This window comes from Candidatus Sulfotelmatobacter sp., assembly GCA_035498555.1.
In the GTDB taxonomy this organism is placed as follows: Bacteria; Eisenbacteria; RBG-16-71-46; order RBG-16-71-46; family RBG-16-71-46; genus DATKAB01.
Genome location: DATKAB010000160.1, coordinates 1 through 8,071 on the forward strand (window position 1 = coordinate 1; position 8,071 = coordinate 8,071).

4 protein-coding genes are annotated in these 8,071 nt (G+C 70.1%); 3 read left to right on the forward strand and 1 reads right to left on the reverse strand.

Going from position 1 to position 8,071, the window contains the following annotated elements; translation table 11 throughout:
- From VMJ70_12895 to VMJ70_12905, 3 genes are all read left to right on the forward strand, one after another.
- Window positions 1-1,837: putative Ig domain-containing protein (locus tag VMJ70_12895; GenBank protein ID HTO92022.1), on the forward strand; the 1,837-nt coding region annotated here is incomplete at its 5' end.
- A 12-nt stretch (window positions 1,838-1,849) separates the two neighbouring features.
- On the forward strand, window positions 1,850-6,982 hold the full coding sequence (locus tag VMJ70_12900) for a putative Ig domain-containing protein (GenBank protein ID HTO92023.1): 5,133 nt from the start codon (window positions 1,850-1,852) through the stop codon (window positions 6,980-6,982).
- Between the two features lie 47 nt (window positions 6,983-7,029).
- Window positions 7,030-7,863 (forward strand): FlgD immunoglobulin-like domain containing protein, encoded by an 834-nt coding sequence (locus VMJ70_12905; protein ID HTO92024.1) that lies wholly within the window; start codon window positions 7,030-7,032, stop codon window positions 7,861-7,863.
- Here the strand turns inward: VMJ70_12905 and VMJ70_12910 are convergent.
- Window positions 7,857-8,071: hypothetical protein (locus VMJ70_12910; protein ID HTO92025.1), on the reverse strand; the 215-nt coding region annotated here is incomplete at its 5' end. The two genes, VMJ70_12905 and VMJ70_12910, sit on opposite strands and share 7 nt — an antisense overlap.

The window sequence follows — 8,071 nt, forward strand, 5'->3', positions numbered from 1 at the left end:
GGGCGCCACGCGCTTCGTCGCCTATCGCGACAGCGTCTCGGCGAGCGGCGGCGCGCCGCCGTACGTCTATTCGATCTCGGCGGGTGCGCTGCCGTCCGGGCTCGCGCTCGATGACAGCACCGGAGTCATCTCGGGGACGCCGGGAGCCTTTGGGACGTTCCAGTTCGCGGTGCTCGCGACCGACGTCGCCGGCTGCTCCGGCAACCGCGCCTACACGCTGGTGGTGAGCTCGGGTTGCCCGGCGATCAGCATCCTTCCGGCGTCGCTCCCGGACGGATCGCTCACCGTGGCGTACTCCCAGACCCTGACTGCGAGCGCGGGACACGCCCCCTATACGTTCGCCGTCACGGCCGGGGCGCTTCCCGGGGGTCTCGCGCTCGCGACCGGCGGCCTTCTGTCGGGCATGCCGACGGCGCCCGACAGCGCCGGGTTCACGGTCACGGCGACGGATTCCAATGGCTGCACCGGCAGCCGCGAATACACGCTCGTGATCCACGCGCTGCCGGCCGCGGTCGGCAATCTCGCCGCCCTGCAGACCCAGAGCGGCAACGACAACGACGGCACGGTCAGGATCCAGGTCACGTTCACGATGCCGCCCGGCGCCACCAGCGCCGAGGTGTATCGGGCCGGATTCGGGCACTACCCGCAATACGACGATGCCGGCGGAACGGTGCCGGCTCTCCCGAGCTACCCGCCGAGCTCGCCGTGGGTGCTCACCGCCGTCAACGCGAGCGGTCAGTTCGACGAGCCGGCGAGCCGCGACTTCTACTATTACGTGGCGTTCGTGAAGAACGCGGGCGGGGGGCGCTCGGCGGTCTCCAACCGCTCGAACGGCGCGCTCAACTATCACCTCGGCGACGTGTCGGACGGCGTCACCGCCGGCGCGGGAAACAATCACGTCGGCGATGAGGACATCTCGTTGCTCGGCGCTCACTACGGCATCACCGAGCCGGCGATCAGTGCGGCTGGTGTCGCCTATCTCGACGTCGGTCCCACCACCGACCTGCAGGTCACTTCCCGGCCGTTCACCGACCATCGCATCGACTTCGAAGATCTGATCGTCTTCGCGACCAACTACGAGGCGGTATCGGGGCCGGCGCTGCTGGCGCGCGCGACGCGGGCCGCGCCACTGTCCTCGGCCGGAGCCGGGCCGCTGGCCCCGCCGCCGGCGAACGAAGACTTCACGATCCAGGCGCCGGCCCTGGTCGACGCGGGCGCGACGTTCGGCGCCGCGCTCTCGCTCGATGCCGGCGGCCGCGTGCAGGGCTTCTCGGCGCACCTCGCCTGGAACGCGTCGGTGGTGGAACCGGTCGGCTACGAGTCGGGCGGCTTCGTGGAAGGTCAGGGAGGCGTCGTGCTGTCACCGGCCGCCGGCGTGGTGGACGGGGCGCTGCTCGGCGCGCGCGAGCGCGGCCTCTCGGGATCGGGCACCGTGGCGGTGGTTCGGTTCCGCGCCCTGCGTGCCGGCGATCCCGGGATTCGGATCGCGGCGGTCGTGGCGCGCGACCGTTTCAACCGCGACGTCGTCACCGAGGAACGGGCCGCGGTGCTGCGACCCGCGCGCACCGAGCTGATGGCGGCGGCGCCCAATCCCGCACGCGGGCGCACCCGGCTCGAATTCAGCCTGTCGGACCCCGGCGATGTCGAGCTCTCCATCTTCGGAGTCGACGGCCGGCGCGTGCGGACCCTCGCGAAGGGAACGCGGGAGCCGGGTGTCTACCACGAGATCTGGGACGGTAGCGATGACGGCGGGAGAGTGGTCGCGCCGGGAATCTATTACGTGCATCTGGTGGCGGGCGGGCGGCGGTTCGTGAAGTCGCTGGCGTATCTAAGGTAGGGAGTGGAAGTCGTGGCTCGAGTCGCTCCGTCGGCGCGTGTGCTCCTGGCCAGCCTGGTGGTGCTCGGCGGGATCGCGGTGGGCTGGGCACCGGCAGGCGCGCAATCCGCGCGTGACGACTTCTACGTCACCAACGGGACGGTGAACGCGACCGCCCTTGCCGGCGGCATCCTCTACGTCGGCGGCAGCTTCACCAACGTCGGGCCGGTCACCGGCGGCGGCGTGCCGCTCGACGCGGCCAGCGGCGCGCTGGCCGGCGGTTTCCCGCGGGTGGTGGGCGAGGTGGACGTGGCGATCCCCGACCTCGCCGGTGGCTGGTACATCGGCGGTCTGTTCACGACCGTGGGTGGCCAGCCGAGATCCAATCTCGCCCACGTGCTCGCCGATCTCTCGGTCTCGCCCTGGAATCCCGGTACCAACGGGCAGGTGCGCGCATTGGCGTTCGCGGATTCGGTCGTGTACCTGGGCGGAGCGTTCAGCGCCGTGGGCGGGCAGCCGCGGAATCGCATCGCCGCCGTGGACACCGCCGGCGACGTGACGGCCTGGGACGCGAACGCCAACGGCCTGGTGCTGAGCCTCGCGCTCGGATCGTCCGCGCTCTACGCCGGCGGCGCCTTCACCAGCCTCGGCGGTCAGACGCGCAACCGAATCGCCGCGCTCGATCGGGGCAGCGCCGCAGCCACCGGCTGGAATCCGAGTGCCAACAATCAGGTGAGCGCACTGCTGCTCGATTCGGGGCTGGTCTATGCAGGCGGCAGCTTCACCAGCATCGGCGGGGCGGGGCGCAATCGAATCGCGGCCCTCGACACGCTGGTCGGCGCCGCGACCTCCTGGAATCCCAATGCCAACAGTCAGGTGCTCTCGCTCGCGCGAACTTCGAGCGCCGTCGTCGCGGCCGGGGTCTTCACCTCGATCGGCGGCCAGATTCGCAATCGCCTCGCCGAGCTCGATCCCGCGAGCGGGCTCGCCAACGGCTGGAACCCGAATCTGAACGGGCAGGTGTCGGCGGTGCTGGTGAACGCCGACACCGTCATCGCCGGCGGCAGCTTCACGCTCGCGTCCGGGCAGCCGCGTAGCAATCTCGCGGCCCTCGATGGCGGGACCGGCTCGCTGCTCGCCTGGAATCCCTGCGCGTATGGCCCGGTGCTCGCGCTCGCCAGGGGACCGGGCACGGTGTTCGCGGGCGGGTCCTTCAATGGAATGGGCGGGCTCCTGCGCGCCAATCTGGCGGCAATCGACGTGGTCTCGGGCGCCGCCACCGCGTGGGATCCCGAGCCCGACAACATGATCCTCGCGCTCGCGGCGGGGAATGGGGTGGTCTACGCCGGCGGATCCTTCGCGAATATCGGCGGGCAGCCGCGCGCCAGTCTGGCGGCGCTGGATGCCGTGACCGGCCTGGCCACCGCCTGGAATCCGAACTCCGACGGGCAGATCACCGCGCTCGCGCTGACCGACACCACGGTAGTCGCCGGCGGCTCCTTCAACACGCTCGGTGGCCAGCCGCGCCAGAATCTGGCGGCGCTCGACGTCACCACCGGGCTGGCGACGGCCTGGAATCCCGGCGCCGACGGCCAGGTGTTCGTACTCGCCACCGTTCCGGGCGTCGTCTATGCCGGCGGCGACTTCCAGATGATCGACGGTTCGGTTCGCAATCGCATCGCCGCAATCGATGCCGCGAGCGGCGAGCCGACCAGCTGGAATCCGAACTCCAACGGAACGGTGCGGGCGCTGATCCCGGGCTGCTCGATCGTCTACGCTGGCGGCTTCTTCACCAGCATCGGCGGACAGGCGCGCAACAGCATCGCGGCGCTGTCGACCGGCACCGGTCTCGCGAGTCCATGGAATCCCGGTGCGAACGGGCCATTGTTCGCGCTGACTCTCGACGGCGGGAGGGTCTACGCCGGCGGGGTCTACAACCTGATCGGCGGACAGGCCCGCAATCGCGTCGCCGCCCTCGATCCCACCACGGGCACCGCCACCCCATGGAATCCCAACTCGAGCGGGACGGTTCGCACGCTGGCGGCGGGCGCCGGGCAGGTCTACGTGGGTGGCGGATTCAGCTCGATCGACGGGCTGCAGCAATCGAATCTCGGCGCGATTGAGTCCGACGTGTCGTTCAGCTGTCCGCCGATGGCGGTCATCCCCGGCTCGTTGCCCACCGGCGTCGCCGACAGTGTCTACTCGCAGCCGCTCTCCACGTCGGGCGGGACCGCTCCCTACTGCTACGCGCTCACCTCGGGAGCGCTTCCTGCCGGGTTGTCGTTGTTGTCCGCGACCGGTCAGATCACCGGCGTACCCGACAGCGCCGGCACCTCGGTGTTCACCATCACCTCGACCGACGCCTACGGCTGTACCGGCAGCACCGCCTTCACCCTGACCATCTTCGCGACGCCGCCCACCTCGAGCGTCGCCGCCAACGCCAGCGGGCTCTGCATCTCGCCGGCGCATCCCTGCGTCACGGTCCCGGTCCAGTTCTACCGCACCGACTCGCTGATGGCGCGCGGCTACAGCGTCACACTGCACATCGACACCGCCAGGCTCGGGTTGTGCGCGGCGGGGCCGCCCTCGCTCAGCGTGCATCCGGGCTCGTGGCTCGCGGCGTACACCAATACCGTGTTCGAGGTGGTGGACGACGGCGGCGGCAGCTACACCGTGGACGCCAGTCTGCTGGGTTCGCCGTGTGGCGTCACCGGCGGCGGACAACTCTTCACGCTCGACCTCAAGTCGACCGGCGCCGACGGCACCGGCGCGATCTCGATCACCTCGGTCAAGGTGCGCGACTGTTCCGGCGCGGTGATTCCGGTGGCGCCGGGCGCCACGGCCCAGCTGACCATCCTCAACACGCCGATCGCCATCCTCCCCGACACGCTCCCCGCCGGGGCGCTGGGGATCGCCTACTCGAAGACGCTGATCGCGGCAGCGGGTGCGCCACCGTTCACGTTCACCAGGACCGCCGGCGCGCTTCCCAATGGACTCACGCTCTCCTCCGGCGGCGTGATCTCGGGCATTCCGACCGCGACCGGCTCCTTCCCGTTCACGGCCACGGTGGTGGACGTCAACGACTGCACGGGCAGCCACAACTACACGATCGCGATCTCGTGCTCGCCGATCGCGCTCGAGCCCGCCGACCTCGCCTACGGCGTGGTCGGCATTTCGTACAGCCAGACGCTGACCGCGAGCGCCGGAACGCCTCCGCTGCACTTCACCGTCACCGACGGCTCACTGCCCACGGGGTTGTCGCTGAATTCCACCAGCGGCCTGATCTCGGGTACCCCAGGCGCGGTCGGAACCGGGGTGTTCACGGTCGCGGTCGCCGACTCGAACGGTTGCACCGGCAGCGCCAATTTCACTCTCGACGTCTTCTCCAACCCGCCGAGCTCCACGGTCGCCGCTCAGACCACCGGGCTCTGTCTGTCGAACGCGCACGCCTGCGTCAGCGTTCCGTTCGAATACGTGAAGGCGGAGAGCATCCTGGCGCGCGGCATGAGCGTGACGTTCCAGATCGACACCACGCGGCTGGCGCTGTGCTCGGCGGGCTCGCCGACCCTCAGCGTCCATCCCGGCTCGTGGCTGTCGGGCTTCTCGAATACTTCGTTCCAGGTGGTGAGCAACGGTGGCGGCAGTTACACGGTGGACCAGGCGATTCTCGGGCAGCCCTGCGGCGTGCCCGGAGGCGGCCAGCTCTTCACCGTGGATCTGAAGGCCGCCGGGCTCGACGGCAGCGGATCGATCGCGGTGCTGTCGGTGAAGGGGCGCGATTGCGGGAGCGCCGCGATCCCGGTCATGGCGGGCTCGCCGGCGGCGCTGCTCATCGAGCACTCGCCGCCGCCGCCGATCGCGTCACTCGCCAGCGAGCCGGTGACGAGCGGCAATGGTCCCGGCCCGACCACCGGCATCACCATCACCTGGCCGGGCAATCCTCCCGGCACGGTGAGCCTCTATCGCGCGCCGTTCGGGGTTTATCCCGAGTACGACGACGGCCCGGCCAGCGTGCCGGATTCGTCGCTCGCGCCGGGCGCGCCGTGGACGCTGGTCTCGAGCAACGCCAGCTCGGGACTGGTGGATCATCCGCCGGTGCGCGGCTTCTGGTACTACGTTGCGCGCGTCAGTGACGATTGCGGCAACCTCTCGGCGCCTTCGAACCTGACCCACGGCTCGCTCGACTACTTCCTCGGAGACGTCTCGAACGGGCTGGCCGCCGGGACCGGCGACAACCATGTCGGCGACGAGGACATCTCGCTGCTGGGTGCCCACTACGGCATCACCGAGCCCGCGATCACCGCGGCCGGAGTCGGCTATCTCGACGTCGGGCCGACCACGGATCTCTCGGTGACCTCGCGGCCCACCACCGACGATCGCATCGACTTCGAGGACCTGATCGTGTTCGCCACCAACTACGATCAGCAACCGGGTCTGTCGCTGCTCGCGAAGGCCGCCGCGCGCGCGCGCGCCGCGGGTCCGACCGTTCCCGGCGCCGAGAGCTTCGGCGTGCTCGCGCCTTCGCAGGTCGAGACGGGCGCCGAGTTCGAGGCGCAATTGACGCTCGACGCCGGTGGCAGGATCCAGGGATTCTCGGCGAAGCTGGGCTGGAATCCGTCGGTGGTGACGCCCGACGGTATCCGGTCACAACAGTTCATCGAGTTGCAGGGTGGCATCGTGCTGTCGCCGCAGCCCGGCACGGTGGACGCGGCGCTGCTGGGCGCGCGCGAATCGGGGGTGGAGGGCTCCGGCACCATTGCGACCGTGCGCTTCCGCGCCTTGCGCGCGGGCGATCCCGAGATCCGGCTCGAGAGCGTGACGGCGCGCGATCGCGCCAACCACCCGGTGCCGGTCGGCAACGTCGCCGGTGCCGCGCCCGTCCGTCCGTCGCGGACCGAGCTGGCGGGCGCGCGTCCCAATCCAACGCGCGGTCGCGCCACACTCGAATACAGTCTGGCCGAGGGGGCCCAGGTGAACCTGGTGGTGTACGGAGTGGACGGACGCCGCGTGCGTGTGGTGGCCAACGGCCCGCGCGAAGCCGGCATCTATCGTGAGAGCTGGGACGGCCGCGACGAGAGCGGACGATCCGTCGCGCCCGGCATGTACTACGTCAGGCTGACGGCCGGAAGCAGGAGCTTCACGCGCCGTCTGGTGCTGCTGCGATGAGCGGCGCAAAGGACATCGTCATGCGTTTCGAATTCTGGAGGGTCCCCTTGTCCGCGCGCGCCGGGCGCGCGGCCGGCGCCGCTCTCATGCTGTTGCTGGCCGCGATGTGGGTGGCTCCCTCGCGCGCCCAGGGCGTCCATGCCGGCCTGCTGCCGGCCGAGCAGAGTGTGTCGCTCGACACCGATTTCGATCTCGAGATCGACGTCACCCAGGCCGGCGCCGCCTTCAACGGATTCAACGCCGTGGTGGAGTACGACACCACGATGATCCGGTTCGTCGCGCAATCGCCGATCTCCCTGCAGGAGGGCTGCCTGATGACCGGCTCCTGCAGCGGCGCCTGCGGGTCGACCTTCCATCGCTTCACCGCCGACGCCGACAGCCTCGCCATTCGGGACTTCCTGCTCTGCAATCAGATCGTGCTCGCCGGCCCCGGGCAGATCTACAAGCTGCACTTCCACGCGCTGACCACTCCGGGAGTCACCAACGTCGACATCCGCTCGGCGACGTTCTTCAACGCGGGCCTGTTCGTGACCCCGGTCGCGACCGCCAACGCCCGCGTCGGGGTGGGCGTGACGCTGGCGGTGGGGGAGCCGCGGCCGGTTGCGGCCGGGCTGCGGTTGCGCGCCGAGCCGAATCCTTCCCGGGCTCCAGTGCGATTCGCGATCGAATCCGATGCCGCGGGCGAACAGACGCTCGAGATCTACGACGTGAGCGGCCGTCTCATCCGGCGACTCGACTCGGGCTGGCGCGGGAGCGGTGCGTGGCAGTCGAGCTGGGACGGAACCGACGACTCCGGTCGTCGCGTGCCTGCCGGTGTCTATCTCGCGACGCTGAGGAGCGGCGCTCGCATCGCCCGGGTGCGCGTGGCCGTGATTCAGTAGTTGTGTGGCGGAGAGTGTTGATGGCCGGGATCGTGCAGAGTGATCCCGGCCATGGACCTCTCCGGCGATTCGTTCAAGCCACCCTTCTGCCCCAGGCCGTGGTGCCGCTTCCACTTGAGCCCCTCGGGCTGGCGCTGGGTCCGCTTCGGCTCCTTCACCCGCCAGTGTCTACCCCGTTGCATTCCCCGCTTCCGCTGTCGACACTGCG